The organism is Rhodopirellula bahusiensis (genome assembly GCF_002727185.1).
GTDB classification, from domain to species: Bacteria; Planctomycetota; Planctomycetia; order Pirellulales; family Pirellulaceae; genus Rhodopirellula; species Rhodopirellula bahusiensis.
Genome location: NZ_NIZW01000009.1, coordinates 143,097 through 164,204, shown reverse-complemented (window position 1 = coordinate 164,204; position 21,108 = coordinate 143,097). Strand labels below are relative to the sequence as shown.

Sequence of the window (21,108 nt, the reverse complement as noted above, 5' to 3'; positions counted from 1 at the left end):
GCTGAATCGCCCCGCCTCGCGGGCGAAGATCGTCGATCAGCCCACGCAATTCGACTACAATGGCGGGCTTCCCCTCATTCCCGCCCCAAAGAATTGTTGAATATGCGCACCGTACTTTCACGAGTCCGACCGTATCTCGCCGCGCTGCTGTGCGTGGCTCTCGGTGGAACCATTGCTCAAGCCGCTGGTGAGTTGCCTCCAACGCCCAAGCGTGACGGAGTCCAACCCCGCAACGTTGTCTTCATCCTGACTGATGACCACCGCTTCGACGCCATGGGTTGCGCCGGTCATCCGTTCCTCGAAACGCCCCACCTCGATTCGATTGCGGCCAATGGCACGCACGTCAAGAACGCGTTTGTCACGACCAGTTTGTGCTCCCCCAGTCGAGCTTCGATCCTGACGGGTTTGTACACGCACAAGCACCGTGTGATCGACAACAACCGCATGGTGCCGGAAGGAACGTTGTTCTTTCCTCAGTACTTGCAACGAGCCGGATACGACACCGCTTTTGTCGGCAAATGGCACATGGGCGGGCATCACGACGATCCGCGGCCTGGGTTTGATCACTGGGTCAGCTTCCGAGGCCAAGGCAACTACCTGCCGCCGGGCCCCAAGTACACGCTCAACGTCAACGGCGACCGAGTTAAACAGAAGGGATACATCACCGACGAATTGACCGACTACGCGGTGGATTGGTTGAAAGAACGAGACGATGACAAACCATTCTTCCTTTACCTGTCTCACAAGGCCGTTCACTCGAACTTCACGCCCGCCGAACGACACCAAGGACGCTACGCCGATGCTGACCTGAGCTTCCTCCCAACGGGGAAAGAGTTGTCGGCTGACAAGAACACCCCGCGTTGGGTTCGCGACCAAAAGAACAGTTGGCACGGGATCGACTTTTCGTATCACAGCGACAAAGGCCTCGACTATTTGTACCGTCGGTACTGTGAATCAGTGTTGGCCGTCGACGACAGCGTTGGCCGCGTGTTGCAGCAACTCAAAGACATGGGAATCCACGATGACACGCTGATCATCTACATGGGCGACAATGGATTCATGTGGGGCGAACATGGATTGATTGACAAACGAGTTTCCTACGAAGCCTCCATTCGCGTACCGATGTTGATGCAGTGCCCCAGTTTGTTCGAAGGCGGCAAACCAATCGAAAACGTCGTTGGCAACATCGATGTCGGGCCGACGATTTTGCACGCCGCAGGATTGCAAACGCCGGACTACATGGACGGGCAAAGTTTCCTCGATCTACCCAATGACCGTGACGCCGATTGGCGGAAGTACTTTCTCTACGTTTACTACTGGGAAAAGAACTTCCCGCAAACGCCGACCCAGTTTGCCTTGCGAGGCGATCGTTTCAAATACATCACGTACTACGGTCTGTGGGACACCGACGAACTGTACGACCTGCAAACGGACCCGGATGAATTGAACAACCTGATTCACGATCCGGACTACAAATCGGTCGCCAAGGAAATGGAAAACCAGCTCTATGAGATGCTTGGCGACGAAGGCGGCATGGACATTCCCATGAATCAACCCCAGGGCAATTCCAACAACAAGCGTTGGGTGGACCAGGGTGGATCAGACGCCGCCGACTTCCCAAAGGCCTTCGTTGTTGAGGAACCAATCAACCGCAACGCCAATTGAGGAATCATTTGTGCTGAATGGGACTGTTGTCGACGATGACGGTCCTTTTTAAAGAATCTGAAAGCATTGGAAGCGGCGTGTTCTGGCCCAAAGAACACGCCGCTTTTTCGTGATCGCCAAGCAAGCGGGTGGGATGGTTTTCATAACTGGTGGGGGTGCTAAGCTAGCCTCTCATCCAACCAGATCAGTTTCGTCGACCGTATGAAGCGTAGCTGGGCGCGGACACTCGAATCATCATTGCGAGCTGGAGAAGTCAACCTTGAGCGATTACCAAAATCCGTACTCCACGCCTCAAGCAACGGCGGACAATTCATTCCAGCGACCTAGCGAACACGACCTGCAAGGTGAGTTCAAACCATTCAAAACGATTTGGTTGTCACCGCGTCGAACTGTACGCCAAATTGTTTCAGTCGACCCGACGTTGCACGTGCTTTTGCTGGCGTGTCTTTCCGGTGTCGGCGAAACCTTGGACCGCGCATCGATGCGTAATCTTGGCGATGTAGTGTCCTTGCCGGTGATCATAGCAATTGCATGTCTTCTTGGTCCGGTCGGCGGAATAGTGGGGCTTTGGATCGGATCTTGGTTGATAGCGTTCACGGGTAAATGGATCGGCGGCACCGGGACGAGCGAAACGGTTCGAACGGCAATCACTTGGGCATCCGTTCCAACGATTGTCGCTATGCTTCTCTGGATTCCTCAACTGTTGATGATGAGGGAAGAGTTGTTTACGAGCGAGACACCTCGTTTGGAAGCGAATCCAGGTCTGATCGTTCCCGTGCTTGCTCTGTCGCTCGTTGAAATTGTCCTGGCGGTTTGGTCGTTCGTGTTGATGTGCAACACCATCGCGGAAGTGCAATCCTTCGGTTCAGCTTGGCGTGGATTCTCCAACATGCTCCTCGCCGGAGCGGTTGTTTTTGTTCCGATCATCGCATTGGTCTTGGTCGCCATCGCAGCTGGCTGATGACTGCGGAACTGACAGGAACGATGCGATCCAAGGCAGTCAATCATTCTTGGCGTCTGTGACGTCGCTATTTCTTAGCAACCAAGCTGACTCCGACGATTGCGATTCCCATTCCGGCGAAGTGTTTCCATGAAGATGGTTCGCCGAGTATGACCACGGCGAGCAACATTGTGAGCACTGGTCCGACTGAACCGATGACGGTGGTTCGGGTCGCTCCGATTTTCAAGATTGCTTCGTTGATCATGAAGCTTGGAATCACCGTGCAGACAAACGCCAGAATCAACCCATACGCATAGACGATGGGATGGACCTGGAAGAAGTCGCTGATCGAATGCGTCGTCAGAAAGTGAATGGCGACGAACACCGTCGATCCGATCATCGCCAAGCTGGTGAATTCGCGACTTCCGATTTTTTGCATCACCGGTTTGGCAAACAACACGTACAGCGAATAGCTGAGTGCGGCACCAAACACCAAGAAGACGCCCCAGCCCGTGTTGGCGTCAGGTGTGAATGAACGTTCTTGCCCGTACATCAACCAAACACCGGCATAGGACATTCCAATCGCGGCGATGATTTTCGCGTTGACTTGCTCACCCAAAAACATCCACGCCAATGCGGCGACGATTGCAGGGTAAGTGAAGAGCGTCAATCGTTCGAGTTGTGCGGAGATGTACTCGAGCCCGGACAAGTCCAAGTACGACGCGAGGTAGTAGCCCAGGAAGCCGAGCAGCAACGACCGAATCACGATCGGCAGCGGGAGTGCGGCTGAGCCGGAATCGGAAACCGCAGCTTGTCGACGGCGAAGCAACACGGCAAACACCACGACATAGAACGGAAACGCCATGCCCATCCGAATGGCCAGCAACAACGTCGCATCAGCTCCCGCGGCAAAAGCCAGCTTGATAAAGATCGACTTCAGCGCGAACAAGAAGGTGCCCACGACGGCCAGCGTCACTCCCCAAGAGAATTGAACGGGGATCGGACCTGTCTCAGAGACTGGTTTGGCGGCGGTGGTTTCCGTGGTCACGGAATGACTCGATTCAGAGAAGCGTAGGAACGGATACGGCGTCAGAGTTGCAACGCAACCGAGATGTCGCAACCCGTCCGCATGCTCCAGCGGTGACACGAAAGTCCCACGGTCGGTTCACCTGAATCGTGACGAAGCGAGAATCGCTGATACTTCGTCCAGGGCAGCCAGTCACATTGGTGGCTGGTCGCTGGCGTAGGGAACCTTCGTATCGTGCAGTTCAGCCAACGCGTTGGCCGCCGCACGTTGCTCTGCGTCCTTCTTGTTGTTTCCCCAAGCGGGAGAAAAGTTACGGTCGTCGACCATCGCGCCCATCAAGAACATCTTGCGATGGTCCGGCCCTGTTTCCCGAATCAGCTTGTAGATCGGTGTCGCGGACAATTCACGTTGAGCGAATTGCTGAAGCACCGATTTGTGATTCCCCGAGCCTTGTGTGTCGACGGCCAAGTTGACTTCGTCGGCAAGCCATTTCTTCAAACGGTCACGAACGATCTCGGGCCCACCATCAATGTACAACGCAGCGATGACCGCCTCGAAAACGTCGCTGACGAGCGATTTGGGATAGCTTCGATTTCGGGTCACACCACGACCGACGATCAAGCATTGGTCGAGTCCCAATTTGCAAGCGACTTTGCCGCACGACCGACGACTGACGACGGCAGACTTGATTTTGGTCAGATCGCCTTCGCTGTATTCTGGGTATTCGTTGAACAACCATTCGCAAACGGTCAGGCCTAAGACCGAGTCGCCGAGGAACTCCAAACGTTCGTTGCTGGCCAATCGGTTGGACGCACCGGACGCGTGAGTCAGAGCCGAACGCAACAGATCGAGGTCTTTGAAGTCGTAACCCAGGATCTCTTGGCAACGCTGGATTTTCGCGACTGCATCGGCGTAGGGTTCGTCGTCGGAGGCATCGACCAAACGAATCGTCTGCGAGCCATCGTCCGAATCGGATGGCGACTGAGATTCGAGTTCGATCATGTCGGCTTCGTTCGTTGGCATCGCCGATGACGAGAGCGATTCTCGTGAAGGATCACGAGAAGATTTCGGTGACTGGGGTGACACGCGCAGGGAGACCTCTTGAAGTGGGATAGGGAAGAAACGACAGGAGTGTCAAATCTTCAGTCCCGCGCCGGTGACCGAAACAGTGGGCTGTCTCGGCCACCGGTGAGCGACTGGTGGGAGGAAATGAATGCCGGTGTAGCAGTCTCATTGCCTTCGCCGACCCGCAATTCTATCTGGGGGAAGGGTGTTTTGGCAACGAGAATGCTCCATTGCATCGAACTAAGTTTCGATCCGGCTTCGCAAGTCCACTGAGCTGGGGCGAGATTCTGCTGACGCCAACATGTATAACGAAGGTCCCCACATCTTTTCGCGAAACGATCTCAGTCACAATCTTTGGAAGCCAGCGATGACGCGAAGGAACACGAACAGCACGTTTGGGAACTGGATCACTCGGTTGGTTTGTCGACTCGGTTTGGTCGGCCGGGTGGGGCTCGCACTGCTCTTCATCAGTATCGTAGTTTCGCCATCCCAGGCTGAGGAGCTGACACCCGATTCCGAGACGGGATCGAAGGCCGCGATCACCACAGCTGAGTCGCTGGCAATGGACTTGCAGTTCCTCACCAGCGAAGAGTTGGCCGGCCGCAGCGCCGTCGGTCCCGAGATCTTGAAGGCGGCGGATTACATTGCCAAGCGTTACCGAGAGATCGGTTTGGAAACCGAGTTGTACGGCGATTCGCCGATGCAGCCAGTCGAGATGGCAACTGGATCGCAGCCAACATCGGCCGAGCAAAACGGCCTGCGATGGTGGTCGCCCGGAGTCGAGCCGACAGAGATCCAGCTGGAAGATCAGTTCATGCCGCTGGCGATCGGCGCCACCCAGGGAGATGTCGAAGCGGACATCGTTTGGGTGGGCTATGGCATCCGAGCCCCCGAGCTCGGGTACGACGACTACGCGTCTGTGAAAGACGTTCAAAGTGTGAAAGCGGCCGAGGGCGAAGACTCCGTCAACGGAAAGATCGTGATGATGCTTCGCAAGGAACCTGGTTTCGCTGACCCGGACAGTCCGTTCGACGGCGTCAAAAACACTCGCCACGCATTCTTCGACACCAAGATTGCGACAGCGATTGATCAAGGTGCCGTGGGGGTGTTGTTCGTCAACGATCCCGTGAGCATCGAACGCAACTTACAAGCGATCGACACTCGTTACGCGGCCGAGGATAAACGTCTCGAAGCATTGACGGCTCAGCTCAACGCGTTGCCCGCCGAAGCGACGAATCTGCGTGCATCGTTGACCGAAAAACTGAATCAGGTCAATGAAATGCTGGGCAATCGTGAGCGAGAAAAAGCGAAGGCGAACTGGGGGCTGCTCGGCGTCGCGGAAGCTGGCATGCGACCTCGCAAGGGCGACGAGAGAATCATCGACCCGCAAACTGGAAAGATGGATCGCCGTCCCGCCATTCCCGTTGCATCCATTTCACGGGAGGTCGCCGATCGTCTGCTGAAGCAAATGGCTTCGCTGCCCGCAGATTCCCAAAACGACGTCTCCGCCGAATCCGAGCAATCACGAGAACTCTTCGCAAAGGGTTTGGCCGCGGTCGAGACAGCAATTGACGCCGACTACAAGCCCAGGGCGATCGATTCGCCGGGACTGTGTGGCCGCTTGAAAGTGGGGCTGACCAAAGCCACCGCGACCAGTCCCAACGTGATCGGGGTGTTGGAGGGAAAAGGCAAGTTGGCGGATGAAACCATCGTGATCGGAGCTCACTACGACCACGTCGGAATGGGAGGTGTCGGGTCTCTCGCACCGGGAACCGTCGAGATTCACAACGGTGCCGATGACAATGCCTCGGGCACTTCGACCATGTTGGCCGTTGCTGGTCGCGTCGTCAGCGAACTCAGTGAGGCGACGGATCATCGCCGAATTGTTTTCATCGCCTTCACTGGTGAGGAACGTGGTTTGTTGGGCAGCAAGTATTATTGTTCTCAACCGCGATTTCCGATGTCGAAGACCGTCACGATGCTGAACATGGACATGGTCGGGCGGCTTCGCGACAACGAGTTGACCGTTTACGGGACGGGAACGTCCGGGGGATTTGAGTCGTTGGTCAAGGATTTGAACGCCGGGATGGACCAAACGTCGCGGCCATTCAAGCTGAATCTCGTCGCGACCGGGTACGGCCCCAGCGATCACGCCTCATTTTACGAAGCCGGCGTGCCGGTTCTGTTCTTCTTCACTGGATTGCACAGTGACTATCACCGTCCAAGTGATGATTTCGAGAAACTTAATCTGGATGGGATGACCCGCATAACCGATATCGTTTCTCAGGCCGCCAATCGTGTCGCCACGATGGAGCAGCGACCTCCGTATACGCAGACCAACAAAGACTTTCAGATTCGGCGTCAATTGACAGTGGTTTTGGGCATCCAATTGGATCCAGAAACCAATGCAATCACCGATTTGATGGATCCCAGTGCTGCGAAGGAAGGTGGCATCCAAGTGGGCGATCAATTGATCAAGGCCGGAGACCGGACGATTCAAACCATCAACGATTTGCGGGACGAACTTCGACCGAAGTCACCCGGAGACTTGCTGAAATTAACCATTCAGCGGGACGGAAATGAGGTGGAATTGGACGTGCGCCTTCGGGCAAGATAAACGCCAAGAAAAATGCCAATCTGCTGTTGAAACGCCACGATCCGCCTTGAAGCGGTTGGGACGGATTGACACAATGACCGGCAGCAACGCTTGATTTCGGTGAGGAAACCGGAGCCATTCAAGCGGGCTTGAATCAGACAATCGCATTCACCACGCAAGGAGTAGCGGACGTGCGAACCATCGTTCTTTCGGCCATCGCATTGGCCATGACCACCGTCAGCGTATTGGCGCCAGCAAAAGCTTCGGCCCAAGACGCAGGCCACCGCCTCGCTGTTGTTGATGTTGCTTACATCTTCAAAAACAACGAAGGCATCAAGCTTCAAGTCAAGGCTGTGGAGGACAATCTAAAAGCCTTCGACGCCGAGCTGACCGCGAAGCGAGAAGAGTTGAAGAACTCGCTCGAAAAGCTGAAGACCTATCAAGCCGGCTCAGCTGAGTTCACTGCTCAGGAAGAACGAGTCGCTTCCATGGAATCCAAACTTCGTTTGGACATGGCTCGCAAGCGTAAAGAACTCGCTGACCGCGAAGCCAAGATCTACTACGACAACTACCAACTCATCACTTCGGGCGTTCAAGCGATCGCCGAGTACCACAAAATCAACTTGGTTTTGCGTTACAACAGCGAACAGATGGATCTGGAACAGGGCGAGTCGGTCATTCGTGGCGTGATGCGAAACATCGTTTACCACGACGAGAAATTGGACATGACCGGTGCTGTCATGCAATACCTCGACAAGAAGCTGGCGTCCGGTGTGGCTACGAATCCTGGCGGAACGCCAAATCGTAAGTAGTTCAGTCCACCGACTGAAGCAAGAATGCGGTGGTTCGAACTCGTTTCGAGCCACCCGTTGAGCGTCGCGAAGGACTCGCGGCGTTGTCCAAGAACAAGAATGGGGTCTGTCAGCATTTCGATGCCGATGGATAGGCTTCGCTCGCGTGCAAGGAGGCTCGCAGCGTGATGGGGATTCGCAACGAACATACGATCGCGTCGTGCTGCGAAATCAGCGGACGTGGCTACTGGAGCGGCAAGGACGTTTGCGTCACTTGTTGTCCCGCGCCAGCTGGAACCGGCATTGTGCTCGTAAGAGCCGATCTGCCTGGTCAGCCGGAGTGCCCCGCCAACACCCAATACGCCACCGGCGTTTCGTTTCGCACGAATCTTGCCAATGGCCCGGCCAGCTTTGAAATGGTCGAGCATTTGATGGCGGCTCTGGCCGGACTCGAAATCGACAATTGCCGCGTCGAAATCACTGCCGAAGAATTGCCCGGTTTGGACGGAAGCTCACTGGCCTATGTGGAAGCTTTGCAAGAAGCCGGATTGGTCATCCAAGCCGCCACCGCGCAGCCGTTGATTGTTCGCGATTCGTTTCGGATCGAACACAGCGGCGGCTACGTTGACGTGTCGCCCAGCAACAACAACGAAGCGGTTTACGAGTACAGCCTGGACTACGGTCCGGATAGCACCATTCGTGAGCAAACCTTCCAGTGCGTGCAAACACCTCACACGTTTGCTCGGCAAGTCGCCTCCGCTCGGACGTTCGTGACCGCTGATCAAGCCACACAATTACGCCAGTCCGGCGTTGCGTCGCACGTGACCCATCAAGACCTTTTGGTGATCGGTGCTGACGGACCCGTCGAGAACGAATTTCGTTTCCGAAACGAATGCGCTCGTCACAAGACACTCGATTTAATCGGTGATCTTTCGCTCGCCGGCGTCGGTTTGATAGGACAGTTCTCGTCCGTTCGCGGCGGGCACCAGATCAACGGAATGGTCGCCGTCCGACTGGCTGAGCTCGCGAAACAGCAACGGCTCACGCATGCCTCGAATTCGTTCGCTGGCCAGCGGAGAAGCCGAGTCGCATGAGCAGTCGCAACGGAAACTTGACCCGCTTTGAAAACGCATCTCAACCTTTGAACAACGCACCAGGGATCCAACTATGAGTGCCACTATCGCTCAAACCGCCGTGGTCGATCCTCGTGCTCAAATTGGCGAAGGTGTCCAGATCGGACACTTCTGCGTCATCGGTCCCAACGTCAAATTGGGTGACCGCACGCGTGTGGGAGATCATGTGACCCTCGATGGCGTCACCTCGATCGGTTGCGACAACCAGATCTTTCCGCACGTTTCGATTGGTACCAATCCACAAGACGTCAGCTATCGCAACACGCCAACGCGGGTTGAGATCGGCGACGGCAACGTTTTTCGTGAGCAAGTCACGATCAATCGCGCCAGCGAAAAAGAAGACGGCGTGACTCGGGTCGGTGATCACAACTACCTGATGACCGGAACGCACATCGCTCACGATTGCAGCATCGGTTCGCGGATCGTGTTGGCCAACAATTGCATGATCGGTGGTCACGCACACATTGCCGACGATGTCACGATCGCCGGTGGAGCCGGTGTGCACCAATTCGTTTCGATCGGAACACTTAGCTTCGTGGGTGCGATGACACGCATCCTGCAGGACGTGCCTCCGTTCGTGATTGTCGACGGTGCCGATGCTCGTCCCCGTTGCGTCAACACGGTGGGGCTGAAACGTCATGATTACACCGACGATGACATTGCAGTGTTGACGCAGGCGTTTCGTTTGCTGTATCGGAAACGTATCGGCGTGGAACCCGCTCGCGATCAATTGTTCGCGACTGGTCCGATCCGCCCCGTTTTGCGGCACTTGTTTGATTGTTTGGACAACAGTTGCCTTGGTCGTGCCGGCCGAGGCCGAGATAGAAGAAAGAAAGCAGCATGAACCGGGAATTGCGAGTCGCCGTCATCGGTGCAGGTCACTTGGGCCGCATCCACGCGAAATTGATTTCACAAGTCGATGGCGCTCGCCTCGTCGCCGTTTGCGATCCGGTCCAATCCGCGTGTCAGGCGGTCGCCGACACGCACGGTGTTGCTGCTCACACCGATTACCACGATGTCATTGAAGACATCGACGCCGCCATTATCGCGGCTCCCACCGATTATCACGCGGACATCGCTTCGACGTTGATCAAAGCCGGCAAGCACCTGATGGTTGAAAAGCCATTGGCCGCCGAATCCGACGACGCTCGCCGGTTGGCATTGATGGCATCGACACGCAACGTCGTGCTTCAAGTTGGCCACGTGGAACGATTCAATCCAGCCTTCACCGCGTTGGAAGAGTTTGGCGTCGATGTGAAGTACATCGAAGCCACTCGCGCATCTCGTTTCCCCGGACGTTGCTTGGATGTTGGCGTTGTCATGGACTTGATGATCCATGATCTCGACCTGGTACTGTCACTGACACAGTCCGCCGTACGATCCATTTCAGCCAGCGGCATCTCGGTTGTCAGCGATCACGAAGACATCGCCGAGGCTCGCATCGAATTCGAATGCGGCATGGTTGCGAATTTGAAAGCGTCCCGTGTCAGTCCTTTGCCAGCGCGTGACATGACTTTATTCAGCCCAGCGGGTTTCGCACAAATTGACTTTGGCAAGCCTTCGCTCGCCACCGTGCGTGCGAGCGAAACGCTTTCGACTCGTCAGTTTGACTTGAATGAACAAACGGAAAACCCATTGGGTTACGCCGACACTTTGTTCGGCGAACATCTGCAGTGCGAAGTCAATGAACTGCAACCTCGAAACGCGATCCTGGATGAGCTGCATGACTTTGTCATCAGTATCGACAGTGGATCATCGCCGGTTGTGGATGGTTCCGCCGGAGCTCGAGCGGTGAAAGTCGCCGGTTCGATTTTGGACACCATCGACGATCGTGCGTGGTATTCCTACGCCGGAGCGGACGAACGTGGGCCGCTTGCGATTCCACGACGCCGCGTTGGCCAGCCTGCCAAACGCGAAGAGATCGCGACCCCGACTCGCCGTGCTGCTTGATTCAGCCGTCACTTGGCAGGTCGTATTTCGGCGAAAGACGCAATTGCTTGGTCGCATTCGTTGCGGAAATCGCTGGTTTTCAGTTCGATGGCGTGAAATTTGGCTAGGGAGCTCGGTGCGGCATCCTGACGCGGTGGCGTTCCCGATTTGAACACAGTCGCGTAAAAACGCTCAAAAACCGCAAGCAATCGGCCCGGAAAGTCGTTTTAACCGTTATTTACGGTGCATTTGCTATGGTTGACGCAAGCTGCGTGACACCTAAACTCTGCCCAAATTGCCTCCGCGCGTGTTTGAGGCATTTCCACCTAGTCTAGGAGAGTTTAGATGATTCGATCGATCATGGTTGTCGCCCTGTTCGCTGTTTCCAGCGTTGCTGTTGCTCCTCAAGCCGAAGCTGGCTTGTTCGGTTGCTTCAAAAAGAAAAGCTGCTGCGAACCAGCTCCAGTTTGCTGCGAAGCACCAGAACCAGTTTGCTGCGAACCAGCCCCAGCTCCAGTTTGCTGCGAGCCAGCTCCAGCACCAGTCGTTTGCTGCGAACCTGCCCCAGCTCCAGCACCTTGCTGCGAACCTGCCCCAGCTCCAGTTTGCTGCGAGCCAGCACCTGTTTGCTGCCCAGAACCAGCTCCAGTTTGCTGTGACCCATGTGCAAAGCCAAAGTGTGGCTTGTTCGCCAAGCTCAAAGCAAAGTTCGCAGCCAAAAAGTGCTGCCCAGATCCTTGCTGCAACTGAATCAACGGAAGCCGTTCGTTTTCGACCTGAATTGGAAACGACGTTTCACCGTCTAAGAGCGAGTGCTGTTCACGAACAGTGCTCGTTTTTTTATGCGCAGTCGTTGCTTCTTTCGTTACTCCGTCCGTTTCGCATGCGTTCTTGTCCATCGCCTCTGTTGCTCCGGCCCTCAGTCTGCAAAATCGTAGGGTGTACGAGGTCCAATGATGCCGTTGGATTGCCGCTGCTCTTTCCTTTTTCCATACATTGAATCGCCACAATGGTTTCAGCCAATATTCTCGCTCTTGATGTCGACCAACTGAATCGCGATTGGCAATGGATGTTGTCGGCGTTGCAGACCGTGTTGCAACGTGGCGGCGACGAAAGGCTGGCGGAACTGCTGCCGGTTCCGGGGTCGAAACTCGATCCCGCGAAAGCGCCTGCCGATTCGGTCCAGCTGACGCAGGCGTATTCGATCGCTTTTCAATTGCTGAGCATGGCTGAACAGAGCTCAGCCGCCCAGTTTCGCGATCGCATCGAATCCGAATCGGGCATGGCTGACTTGCCCGCGTTGTGGGGCGAGAGCTTGCAGCAGTTGATCGACCGCGGTTGGAGTGCGGAGATGATCGCTGCAGAATTGCCTTCGATGCGTGTCGAGTTGGTTCTGACGGCTCACCCAACGGAAGCCAAACGCGCGACCGTTCTGGCTCATCACCGTCGCTTGTTTCGTCGGTTTCAGATGCGGCACCAAACGGATCTTCCACCTTGGCGACGGTCCGAAAACGATCAAGCAATTGAATCGGTGCTGAACATCCTGTGGCGGACCGGCGAAATCTATCTCGACAAACCAGACCTGCAATCCGAACGCCGCAATGTGATGGATTACTTGACGGTTGTGTTCCCGAAAGCGTTGCAACCACTCGATCAACGCTTGCGTCAGGCTTGGCGAGAGGTCGGATTGTGCGAGAAAGCGATCGCCGACCCGTTGGCTCTGCCACGATTGACGTTTGGAACCTGGGTGGGCGGCGACCGAGACGGGCACCCCTTGGTCACTCCCGAGGTGACGGAAGAAACGCTGATGCAATTGCGTCGCGGTGCGGTCGAACTGATGCGAGAAGAGTTGGTCCAGCTCGCTCGATTGACCAGTGTGTCGGCTTACTGGTTGCCGCCGACCAGTGATTTCTTAACTCGGATCGCTGAACGTGCCCATGCGATGGGCCCGGCCGGTGCGGCCGCGATCGCTCGTAATCCGAACGAGCCTTGGCGTCAGTTCATTAACTTGATGCTCGCGAGCCTGCCTTCTGAAAAGACGATGGCGAGCGGCAAGGAGCAGCACACCTACCAACGTTCGCGAGAGCTGTTGGCGGATCTTCGTTGCCTGCACGAAAGTTTGGTCGCGGTCGATTTGGGTGATGTGGCCGAGAGTGCCGTTGCACCAACGATGCGAATCGCTCAAACGTTCGGATTCCACTTGGCTGTTTTGGACATCCGTCAAAACAGTGCGAAACACGACACCGCGATTGAGCAACTGCTTCGTGCCGCGGGGATGGCCGACTGGAAATTCGCGAGCTGGGATGAAGAGAAGCGAATGAAGTTCCTTAATGAGGAACTCGCCAGTTCGCGACCGCTGACTCACCCCGATTCATCTGCCGGTGAAGAAGCCGATGCGGTCCTTGGTGCACTGCGTGTCGTGACTGAGTATCGCTCGCAACACGGCGCCGATGGACTGGGGGCGTTGATCGTCAGCATGACTCGCAAGACGTCCGACTTGATGGCGGTGTACTTGCTCGCTCGCGAAGTCGGTCTGTTGCAACGCACCGAATCGGGTGCGGTTTGTCCGCTACCGGTTGTGCCTTTGTTCGAAACGATCGATGACCTCGAACGTTCGCCGGAAATCTACGACGGATTCCTGCAGCACCCGATCACACGAAACAGCTTGGCCGCGATCGCACAACGCGAAGGTGCAACCGGATCGGTCGGCCAGGTCATGATCGGCTACAGCGACAGCAACAAGGACGGCGGCATTTTGGCCAGCCTGGTTGGGTTGCGACACGCACAACGGAAGCTGACTCAAGTCGCGCGTTCGCACGGGGTTCGAGCTCGGTTCTTTCATGGGCGTGGCGGCACGATCAGCCGCGGTGCCGGACCGACGCACCGGTTCATCAAGAGCCTTCCCGATCACACGATCGCCGGCGACATGCGTTTGACGGAGCAAGGCGAAACGATCGCCCAGAAGTACGCTCACGAACCCACCGCGATCTACAACTTGGAATTGTTCTTGGCGGGAGTCACTCGTAAATCGCTTGCTGATTCACGCTCCGAGGAACCGGATCACCCGTTGGAACCAACGCTGGTGAAGCTGGCCGCCTGGGCACGCACGACATACCACGAATTGTTGCACAGCGATGGCTTTGTCGAGTTCTTCCGCGAAGCCACGCCGATCGACGCGATCGAACAAAGCCGGATCGGTTCGCGTCCGGCCCGTCGTACTGGTCAACAGACCCTGGATGACTTGCGAGCCATTCCTTGGGTGTTCAGTTGGGGCCAAGCCCGTTGTTATCTGTCGGGTTGGTACGGCGTTGGAACGGCTCTGAAAAAGTTGCAAACCGAATGCCCCGAAGAATTCGCCGCTGTCAAAGAAGCCCTTCGCGATTGGGCGCCGCTTCATTACTTGATCAGCAACGTCGCGACCAGCGTCACCGCCGTCGACATCGAAGTGATGAAGCAATACGCCGCCTTGGTCGAAAATCCAGCGCTGCGAGAACGCTTCGTCACCGACATCGAAACGCAATGGAAGTTAGCGTGCGAGATGGTCGAAGCCGTCTACGGCGGACCCATGGAATCGCAGCGTCCCAATGTTCAACGCATGATCGCATTGCGAAGCGAAGGTTTGCGTTTGCTGCACCGTCAACAGATCTCGTTGCTGCAGCGTTGGCGCAGCTACAACAAAATGGGCGAGCACACTCAAGCGGATGCTTTGCTGCCAGCGTTGTTGCTGAGCGTCAACGCGATCGCATCAGGGTTGGGAACGACCGGCTAGAGTCGGCGCCAACAACGCGGCCATCCAAAGGACGGTCAACGTGGTTGGAAACGATTCGATGATCGTGTCTTCGACCAGTCCTGACACCAGGACATAAGTCAGCACGGTGCGAATCCATTCATGCGGCGAAGTCGCTCCGAACACGAGCGACCAGCCGAGCATCAGGATCATCACCAGGCACGCAATCACGCCGGCCGAAAATGTCACGTGAAGCAACAGGTTGTGAGTTCCCGTTGCTTCTCGGCTCATGACGCTGGCGGCACTGTCCATGCCGTAACCGGTGAGTGGTCTCTCGACGATGAACCCGATCGCTTCTTCCCAGATGGTGGTTCGGCCGGTGAGTGAGGTGAGCTCTTCGACATCGCCGCTTTTCGTCACCGCACTGACGGCAGATTCCGAGAAGGGGCCTTTTCCGGTGAACAGCGAAATCGCCAGAACCAGTGAGGCAGCGGAAGCGATTCCGAAGATCCCGAGTGCCAGACCGCCTCGTCCATAAAGGCGATCGATCAGCAAGATGCCTCCCGCCGCCGCTCCCGCCAGCATGGCTGTCCGGCTGAGTGTTGCCACGACGGTTGCCGCGGCAAGCACCATGATTCCAATCAGGATGAGGCGTTGCCACGGGCCTCGAAGACCAACCGAGATCAATGAGTCGTTACGTCCCAGGTACATCGCCACGCCAACCAACACAATTGCGATCGCTGTTTTCGCGATGTTGTTCGGGTGCCCCGTGCCTCCCATTCGCTGGACCGTTTCGGTTGCGCTGATGTACTCCTCAAACGTGCCCATCTCGGGAACGAGTAGGAACAGTCCCCAAGTCAGCAACATGTACAGCGACGTTCCTGCCACGATTGCTGCCAACATCTTTCGCGGTCCCAGCGTCGCCAGAGCCATCGCGGTGAACAGCAAGTAGCCGACAAAAATCATTGCCGACGCGCGACTGATCATCGCGTTGCTTTCGATCGCAAACAGACTGGTAGCACAAAACAACGCACCCAGTGCGAGCAACCCAAGGCCGGGAAGACTGCCGAGTAACTGTCGGGTCCGCGGGCTGACGAAAACGGCGATTGCCCCCAGTCCACTCGCCGCCGCAGCGAGTGCAAGTTTTGCGAGCGTCAGCACGTTCAAGTTGCTGGTCGCGCGATCAAACTCGGCACTGGTTTTGAATTCGATCGGGTTGATGAACATCGCCAGCATCACGACCGCGAAAACAATCGCGGTGATGAAGCCTCCGCCACTCGGCGGCTCGGAGCCGATCGCCGACGGCGGTTCAAACTCGCCCCTCTCATCGGCATCCTGGGTCGGCAATGCGTCCACTTCCGACGCATCCTGGGACACGACGGCCGCTTCGGACAACGAGGACTCGGTGCCCGCATACGTTGGCGGAGAAGACGAGGGTGACATCGAGCCCACTATAGACGTGGCATGTACCAGTCGACCTGATTTTCTTGGTAGACGCGAAATTTCACGCCGTGCGACCACAAATCAAAGTAAGGCTGGAACGGTTCTTCCACTTCGACGTGATCTCGATACAGCGGCCACATCAAGTGATCTCGCACGCCGGCGTCGCAGCTGACGAAGTAGTACGGGGGACGCAGCGTTTCCGCGAACGGGTCGGGGGTCGCGATTTGGCAGACCAAGTTCTCCACCACGTTCTGAAATGTCTTCAGCAGTTCCGTCTTCTCATGGGCCTGCTTGGGATGCTTCGGTGGGATGCCTTCCAAAACGCGGTGTTTGGTGATCGCACGCAGTCGGTCCGCAGCCTCTGGCTCGCCGAGAGTCTCTGCCATCGCCGCCATTCTTTCGGTCCAATCCACCGCTTTCGATTCAACAACCTTTGGATCGATGGGTTTTGGAGAGCGGGCTAAGAAAAACGCGTCGCGGCCACCCTGCGGCCGGCGGTCATCCCCGGCAACCTCGAACAGCTTTTCCAGTCGCTGCTGCAGTTCATCGCCGCAATCCAGACGCTCAAACACGCCGTCCAACCCGCGCCCATCCGGCCGGAAAGACTGAAAGAAGCCGACAAATTTGTCGTTCTCAAACACCGAGTCGTCCATGATTCCGACGGCCTCACCCATCCGCCGAAGCAATGCCTCGAGGCCTGGGTGATCGGGAGGAACGGCCGGGACTGAGGGCGGTTGCATGGACGTTTTGGGAGGCGAAGGAGGTGGCTCGGCCAATCGATCGAGACACGGAACGGAAAAGGTAGATGGAATGGCGAAGAACTTGCCAGCAAACCGCCTTCATCTCAACCCGCGAAATGCAAAATCGAAGCAACCGCGACCCCGAAACCAAGGGCTGGAATGCTCGAGTCGTCCGCATTGTCTTCCCGCTGAGCAAGCGAGTGGACGGCGGTTCGCTGCACAGATATTCGCGGCTTTTGCACAAGGATTTCACTTGGCTCCCGATCCACCTTGCCTATTTTTACATGTCAGTGATGGCTTGAGCTCTTTTAGGTGCCGTTTAGTGGTCTTTGTGGCATCGTTAATGCGAAAATTGCAAAAGCGGGGTGCGGATACTTGCATGCATTTGCTGCAGTCCTAGAATCCCGCCCAGCCTGTCCGGTCAACGCGATCGACACAGTTTGGCTATTCACCCACAATGGGGGCTGAACTGGGTCAGACGTTTTCCGTCCGGGTCGAAGTCATTTCCGCCGTCGATCAGGAAGCCATCGACTGGAGCCGACTTTCAGCGTTTACCGCGAACTCGCCGGTGCCTTCGAGAGGAACTCGAAAATGGTTTGGCGTGTTTCGTTGCACAAGCGTTTGGCGGTACCACTCATCGAACTTTTCTTGAGCTAGGACGTGGTTTGCGGATGATCTGCAGCCCTCAGGACTCTGAGGCGGTCAGTCAATCGGTCGCCCAGCTCGAATGCCGGCATGTTGCCGCAACCGTCGACGCTTCACACGTTGTATGAGGAAGCTTGGAATGCTGTCACTGTTCTTGGGTCTTACGATCGCAATGGCGACCAACGGCTCTGTTACGACCGAGGTCACCCATCACACGTCCACTCAGACGCCAGACCAGAACTACACGCTCGCCTACAAAAAATCGGTGGAGGAAGACAAGCCTCTGATGGTCGTCGTCGGTGCACCGTGGTGCCCCGCCTGCGAAACGTTGAAGAAAACAACCATCGCTAACATGCAAAACAGCGGTGAACTTGACGGAGTCAGTGTTGCTCTTGTCGACCGCGACGCGGAACCAGAACTCGCGAAAACGCTGATGGAGAACGAAAAGATGATCCCACAAATCATCCTCTACAGCAAAACCGAAGACGGTCGCTGGAGTCGACGCAAGTTGACTGGCTATCAGCCCGTTCAGCCAGTTCGCTCTCTGATCAAACGAGTCACCACCACCTTGGGTCGCGGTTGATCAAAATCGTCTGGGATCGCTAGCAAAGCGATTGCTAAACGACGAAGGAATGCATCAAAAAAGGCACGTGTGAGAGCCTCTCGCACGTGCCTTTTTTCGTTTGGTTGAAACTGGACCGCTGAATCAATCAGTCTTCCGATTTGCGGTTGAAGAACCCTTTTTTGGGATCTCGCCGACTAATGCCAGCACGATCCATCAATGAACTCTTCATGACTTCTTCGATGTAGTCGTCGTCCGCCGGCGGTGGGCCGTAAGCGCCCAGCAACTGCGGCTCGTACTCCAGCGTGTAGTGGTGTTTGGCGATGGAAATTTTGCACTTGGGATCGGCGCGTTTCCGCATGATCGCGCGGCCATCCACCTTGGTTCCGTTGCGACTGTTCAAATCGCGAATGAACCAATAACCCTGTTCCAGGGTCATTCGGCAGTGTTGGCTGGACACGTTCGAGAAGTCCAAGCAAATATCACAGTGTCGCCGACGGCCGATCAAAAGCTTGTCTTTGATCAGGGGGATCGGATCGCCGCCGCCCAAAGGCGTCAGTTGACCGAATGCGCCAGCGAATCGAGGGGCGTCTTCAGCACTCATGGTGACGTTGAGTTTCAAAGAAGGGGGATGATCACTAGAAACGCTCCATTGTATTCTCGCCGTGAGCGTCCGACCAGACTTCGGACCCCCCGTCGGGGATCGTTCGAAGCTAATCGATGGACTTTCTATGCAACCTTTGACGCTTGTTCCGATTGGAAGGATCGCGGAAAACTGGAGAAAGCGGTTGGCAATCTGCATGGCTGATTCCCGGGAACACTCAGGTCGGAGCGCCATCAACACTGGAGCCGTCATCCTCCGGCGACGTCGGCGGTTGGTTTCGAACGTCGCCGCGGTACAATTCGCCGATGCAATCTTCCCGCGACCGCTCTGCTGACTCAGATCCCATTCCGGCCATCATTCCCGACCAATCTCGGTTGGCTTGGCAATCCGAAGGGGCTCGATTCAATGCGTTTGGCAAAGCTCTGCGTCGTCGACATGGCGGTCGAATCCAGCGGGTCAGCATCGACGCTGGGTTCACTTGTCCCAACGTCGACGGAGCAGTCACGACGGGCGGATGCAATTTTTGTGACAACCGATCGTTCAGCCCTTCCAGACGAGTTCGCCTGCAACGTGTGGCGGACCAGCTGACCGAACAAATCGGCCGCGTTCAAAAGCGATACACCGACGTCCGCGGCTTCATCGCCTACTTTCAACCGGCGACAAACACCTACGCTCCGATCGAACAGCTGCGAGAAATTTTCGATCTGGCGCTCACTTCAGATGACCGAATCGTGGGCCTGGCCGTTGGGACGCGTCCCGATTGTGTTCCCGACAGCGTTCTTGATCTGCTTCAAGAACTGGCGGTCGATCACGACGTGTCGCTGGAGTTCGGCATGCAAACTGTCCACGATGAGTCGCTCGTGTGGATGAACCGAGCTCACACGCATGCCGACATGATCAACGCGATCGACCGAGCTCGAGGTCGCGGCTTCGAATGTTGTTCGCACATCATCCTCGGCGTGCCTCGAGAAGATCATGCGATGATGATGGAGTCGGCCGTCGAGGTTGGTCGCTTGGGATTCGACGCGATCAAGCTGCACAACCTTTACAGTGTTCGCGGAACACCGCTCGGTGAAGAAGTCTTGGCCGGCAAGGTTCAGATGATGAAACGAGAAGACTATGTTCGCACGGTCGTCGATTTCCTCGAACTCGTTCCGCCGGAAGTGATCGTGGAACGAGTCAGCGGTGACGCGCCGCCCAACTATCTGATTGAACCCAAATGGTGTGCGGACAAGCAGAACATCCGCCGCGAAATCGAAGCCGAATTCGAACGCCGCGATTCTCGACAAGGTGACCACTACGTGCCGCCCAAGGTGGCTCCGGCGGAACGGCCTCGGCCAGCCGATGCCACACCGGAATCGATTCGCAATCGCATTGATACGCGAGGTCGATTGCCGGTGCTGAAGATGCAGTGACCGCAATGTGCAGCCTGCTGAGCTTTCGGGTCAGGCCGCCATCTGCGTTTCAGCGGGATGGTTTTGGATCCAAGTTGCGACCAATTCCTCGCATTGTCCCACCCAGCTTTTGACGCGGCGCAGACTGGGAACACCTCGGTGTCCCACCATCTTTTGGCCGCGACTGCTAAGCGAGAATCGTTCCAAATCGCGATGCAAGGCGGCGGCTGATTCACGAGCGAGTGACGCCACGCTGCGGCGATGAATCGCTACCAAAATTAAAGCGTCGCGTGGCATCATGCCGTCGATGGCAACCGACAATCGAACGGCCGCACGCAATCGTTTGATGGAGCGAAGAGCTCTTTCAGGCGACTTGTACTGACGCGAAATCTGTTCGGGGTTGCAGCATGCCAGATCGCCTGCGGTGACGACACCGACTTTGGCGAGCAGGCGGCATCGTTTCTCGTTGCAGATCTGAAGGTGTTCGATCCGCATCGCAAAGATACGTTCGCGATGACTGCTGCGAAGCCTCGATGGTCGAACGCTCGGTGTGGCAGGCGAAGCGACGGGAGCTTGCATGGTTGCCGAGGCGGTCGCTTGGTCCGCGGAACTTTGCATCGCGAGCGAGGCGGAAGCTGAGTTCGTCGAAACCGCCGGGCTGAGGTCAGCGGCAGCGGGCGGCAGTTGAAGTCGAAGCACGACGTCATCGGACAATACGTCACCGCGATTCAACGGAGTCGGAGAAATGGGAGACCGACGACGCAGAGGAAAACGTTTCAAAAACTCGAACATAAGAGAAGACTCCTGGGAGGAAGCGATTCGAGAGATTTTTCGATAACAGAGCCCT

18 protein-coding genes are annotated in these 21,108 nt (G+C 56.4%); 11 read left to right on the top strand and 7 right to left on the bottom strand.

Going from position 1 to position 21,108, the window contains the following annotated elements; all coding sequences use genetic code 11:
• The first annotated feature begins 102 nt into the window (after positions 1–102).
• Both CEE69_RS13465 and CEE69_RS13460 read left to right on the top strand, forming a co-directional pair.
• Complete coding sequence (locus CEE69_RS13465) at positions 103–1,665, top strand: sulfatase family protein (RefSeq protein ID WP_099261261.1); 1,563 nt, start codon at positions 103–105, stop codon at positions 1,663–1,665.
• A 259-nt stretch (positions 1,666–1,924) separates the two neighbouring features.
• On the top strand, positions 1,925–2,626 hold the full coding sequence (locus tag CEE69_RS13460) for a Yip1 family protein (RefSeq protein WP_099261148.1): 702 nt from the start codon (positions 1,925–1,927) through the stop codon (positions 2,624–2,626).
• Positions 2,627–2,693: 67 nt separating this feature from the next.
• Here the strand turns inward: CEE69_RS13460 and CEE69_RS13455 are convergent, their stop codons facing one another.
• Together CEE69_RS13455 and rnc are read right to left on the bottom strand one after the other, a co-directional pair.
• A complete protein-coding gene (locus CEE69_RS13455; RefSeq protein WP_099261147.1) occupies positions 2,694–3,653 on the bottom strand; it encodes a DMT family transporter in 960 nt (319 codons plus the stop codon).
• 171 nt (positions 3,654–3,824) lie between these two features.
• A complete protein-coding gene (gene rnc, locus CEE69_RS13450) occupies positions 3,825–4,718 on the bottom strand; it encodes a ribonuclease III (RefSeq protein WP_099261146.1) in 894 nt (297 codons plus the stop codon).
• A 346-nt stretch (positions 4,719–5,064) separates the two neighbouring features.
• Between rnc and CEE69_RS13445 the strand changes: the two genes are divergently transcribed.
• From CEE69_RS13445 to CEE69_RS13420, 5 genes are all read left to right on the top strand, one after another.
• A complete protein-coding gene (locus CEE69_RS13445; RefSeq protein WP_233215199.1) occupies positions 5,065–7,314 on the top strand; it encodes a M28 family peptidase in 2,250 nt (749 codons plus the stop codon).
• 128 nt (positions 7,315–7,442) lie between these two features.
• Complete coding sequence (locus CEE69_RS13440; RefSeq protein ID WP_099261144.1) at positions 7,443–8,105, top strand: OmpH family outer membrane protein; 663 nt, start codon at positions 7,443–7,445, stop codon at positions 8,103–8,105.
• Between the two features lie 164 nt (positions 8,106–8,269).
• Positions 8,270–9,178 carry a UDP-3-O-acyl-N-acetylglucosamine deacetylase gene (gene lpxC / locus CEE69_RS13430; protein ID WP_099261142.1) on the top strand — a complete coding sequence of 303 codons (909 nt, stop codon included), beginning with the start codon at positions 8,270–8,272 and terminating at the stop codon, positions 9,176–9,178.
• Between the two features lie 73 nt (positions 9,179–9,251).
• Positions 9,252–10,061, top strand: coding sequence for an acyl-ACP--UDP-N-acetylglucosamine O-acyltransferase (gene lpxA / locus CEE69_RS13425; RefSeq protein WP_099261141.1), 810 nt, complete (start codon positions 9,252–9,254; stop codon positions 10,059–10,061).
• Complete coding sequence (locus CEE69_RS13420) at positions 10,058–11,167, top strand: Gfo/Idh/MocA family oxidoreductase (protein WP_099261140.1); 1,110 nt, start codon at positions 10,058–10,060, stop codon at positions 11,165–11,167. Before lpxA ends, CEE69_RS13420 begins: the two co-directional genes overlap by 4 nt.
• A gap of 412 nt (positions 11,168–11,579) precedes the next feature.
• Here CEE69_RS13420 and CEE69_RS13415 read toward each other — a convergent pair whose 3' ends face one another.
• Entirely contained in the window at positions 11,580–11,810 is a 231-nt protein-coding gene (locus CEE69_RS13415) for a hypothetical protein (RefSeq protein WP_099261139.1), read from the bottom strand.
• Between the two features lie 345 nt (positions 11,811–12,155).
• Here CEE69_RS13415 and CEE69_RS13410 point away from each other — a divergent pair, with 345 nt between their 5' ends.
• Positions 12,156–14,915 (top strand): phosphoenolpyruvate carboxylase, encoded by a 2,760-nt coding sequence (locus CEE69_RS13410; protein ID WP_099261138.1) that lies wholly within the window; start codon positions 12,156–12,158, stop codon positions 14,913–14,915.
• On the opposite strand, the gene CEE69_RS13405 is transcribed toward CEE69_RS13410, so the two are convergent.
• On the bottom strand, positions 14,892–16,316 hold the full coding sequence (locus tag CEE69_RS13405; RefSeq protein ID WP_099261260.1) for an O-antigen ligase family protein: 1,425 nt from the start codon (positions 16,314–16,316) through the stop codon (positions 14,892–14,894). The genes CEE69_RS13410 and CEE69_RS13405 overlap by 24 nt on opposite strands.
• An 8-nt stretch (positions 16,317–16,324) precedes the next feature.
• Complete coding sequence (locus CEE69_RS13400) at positions 16,325–17,056, bottom strand: apolipoprotein acyltransferase (protein WP_099261137.1); 732 nt, start codon at positions 17,054–17,056, stop codon at positions 16,325–16,327.
• A 65-nt stretch (positions 17,057–17,121) separates the two neighbouring features.
• Between CEE69_RS13400 and CEE69_RS13395 the strand changes: the two genes are divergently transcribed.
• Both CEE69_RS13395 and CEE69_RS13385 read left to right on the top strand, forming a co-directional pair.
• Positions 17,122–17,358 carry a hypothetical protein gene (locus CEE69_RS13395; protein WP_099261136.1) on the top strand — a complete coding sequence of 79 codons (237 nt, stop codon included), beginning with the start codon at positions 17,122–17,124 and terminating at the stop codon, positions 17,356–17,358.
• Between the two features lie 482 nt (positions 17,359–17,840).
• A complete protein-coding gene (locus tag CEE69_RS13385) occupies positions 17,841–18,284 on the top strand; it encodes a thioredoxin family protein (RefSeq protein ID WP_143549234.1) in 444 nt (147 codons plus the stop codon).
• Positions 18,285–18,411: 127 nt separating this feature from the next.
• On the opposite strand, the gene CEE69_RS13380 is transcribed toward CEE69_RS13385, so the two are convergent.
• Positions 18,412–18,867: an FHA domain-containing protein gene (locus CEE69_RS13380; protein ID WP_099261135.1), complete on the bottom strand. Its 456-nt coding sequence runs from the start codon at positions 18,865–18,867 to the stop codon at positions 18,412–18,414.
• 305 nt (positions 18,868–19,172) lie between these two features.
• Here CEE69_RS13380 and CEE69_RS13375 point away from each other — a divergent pair, with 305 nt between their 5' ends.
• Positions 19,173–20,282, top strand: coding sequence for a TIGR01212 family radical SAM protein (locus CEE69_RS13375; RefSeq protein ID WP_233215197.1), 1,110 nt, complete (start codon positions 19,173–19,175; stop codon positions 20,280–20,282).
• Positions 20,283–20,312: 30 nt separating this feature from the next.
• On the opposite strand, the gene CEE69_RS13370 is transcribed toward CEE69_RS13375, so the two are convergent.
• Positions 20,313–21,041 (bottom strand): DUF4332 domain-containing protein, encoded by a 729-nt coding sequence (locus CEE69_RS13370; protein WP_233215196.1) that lies wholly within the window; start codon positions 21,039–21,041, stop codon positions 20,313–20,315.
• Positions 21,042–21,108: the final 67 nt, after the last annotated feature.